At 28.2% G+C, this 1,891-nt stretch carries 2 protein-coding genes; both read right to left on the reverse strand.

Translation table 11 applies throughout. The annotated features are described in order from the left end of the window. Positions 1 to 761: 761 nt before the first annotated feature. Positions 762 to 1,496: a DUF4294 domain-containing protein gene (locus ACTG3S_RS11845; RefSeq protein WP_439129559.1), complete on the reverse strand. Its 735-nt coding sequence runs from the start codon at positions 1,494 to 1,496 to the stop codon at positions 762 to 764. Between the two features lie 86 nt (positions 1,497 to 1,582). Next, positions 1,583 to 1,891 (reverse strand): BRCT domain-containing protein (locus ACTG3S_RS11850; protein WP_439129560.1); only part of this gene is annotated, 309 nt, incomplete at its 5' end.

A 1,891-nucleotide genomic window follows, 5' to 3' on the forward strand; every position in this document is an offset into this window, starting at 1 on the left:
AAGTAAAAAATAATTTTTTTTAAACTTTTTTAAAACCCTTAAAACTTGAACTTTTTTCCTCCCGAAAATTCGGACTGCAAAGATACAAGGTTTTTTTTCTTACATCCTAATAAAAATTAATTTTTTTTTAAATCTTTTTGTAAAAAAAATCTAATCCCTTAACCCCTATTATAATAACAAACAACTCAATGAACTCCGCTAATCAAACTATCGTTTTCCCGTTAGCGGGTGCAAATATACAACTCATTTCTATTCCCACAACTATTTTTTAAACTCTTTTTTGTTTTATTTTTTTAACCCCTTATAAATCTCTGTAAATGCAGTAGTTATAAACGAAAAATTTTTCAATATTTTTTTGCTTTTTTTACTCCTTGATTAATCTTGAGTGAAATGACTGGATTGACTTACTCTTTTTATAAGAACTTTCGGTATAGGATTGTTGAAATTCTAAAATGGATTTTATGGAAATATTTATGTCAAAAATGGGATTTAACACATAGGCATGTAGAAAAACATAGGTGGAATTTCTACTTTTGTTTTATATTTTTATGTGGAATGAAGTTTTTTTTTGCAGTAACCCTGCTAAATATGTCCGGGTTAGGGATTGAAATGACATCCTTTTTTTTATTCCTAATTATATAATATGGCTTTTTCTATAAAAACCATTGTTAAATAATGACTTTGTATAAAAATAAAAACCTAAAAAAAGATATAATGGAAAGCCCGACCCCGCTTTTTTTTGCGGGGGAACCCTATAAAAATTAGTCTTTTTTCTTGTTCTTTTTTCTGGATTTCATTTTCGCAAACATTTCTTTGTAGACTTCTACGTTTATTTTTGCTTTCTTTTTATTTAATATATTAATAAAATCGAAATTTAATTTAGATTCTTGGGGTTTTAATTGGTTATCTCTAAAAGCTCTTTGTAGTATGTATTCTATTAAAAAATCTTCGTTTTCTGTTGCTGGTGTATATTCTGTTTTTAATGATAATTTAAAAATATTGGCTGTTGTGTTGTACCAAAACGCTCTCCAACCACTTCTGAGACCTTTGATATTATTGAAAGCTGTTTTACCTGTTTGACGATGAATTAATTTGATAAGTAACCTGCCTTCTGTAGTGGTCATTTTTTTAATTTGATCTGTGAATTCACCTTCTATATAATTTTGTACAAGTTTGGTATATCGCCTCTTTTGGTATTTTGAATCGATTCTATTTAACCTTGCATTTAAACTGTCTAATCTTTCTGAGGCTAGTTTTGCATACGGATATGATTTGAATACTTTTTTTTTGAACCAGAGGTAATAACGAATGTCTTCTCTAGAATTAAATTTAGGTTTGGGTAGTAATGAGATTCCTTTTAATTGTATGATAACAGAATCTCCTGGTTTTACAAAAATATAATCGTCTATATTATTAGGTAACGAGTCTGTTTCTTTTTTTTGAGAAAAAGCTATGAAAGAAATAGACATTATATATATGTAAAGGATGTTTTTCATTTTTGTTTTAAATGCCAACTATTTATACTCTTTTATTGATTTGTATTTATGGGGTTTAGTCTGCAAAATGAATACCAAACTAGTTGCTAACTAATTTTATCTATAAAGTCTTGTTCGGAAATGATGGAAACACCCAAATCTTGTGCTTTTGCTAACTTACTTGGCCCCATATTATCGCCAGCAACAATAAAGTTTGTTTTTTTTGAGATTGATGAACTTACTTTACCTCCATTATCTTCTATGGCTTTCTTTAATTCGTTTCTACTCATTTGATGAAAAACGCCTGAAACCACAAATATTTGTCCTTCTAATTTATTGGTTTGATTTTGCAAACTCTCTTCTGAAACTTGTAGCTGCAAACCATAAGATTTTAATCTGTTTATGAGTTGTATATT

It is taken from the genome of Polaribacter sp. (assembly GCF_965656025.1).
Lineage (GTDB): Bacteria > Bacteroidota > Bacteroidia > Flavobacteriales > Flavobacteriaceae > Polaribacter.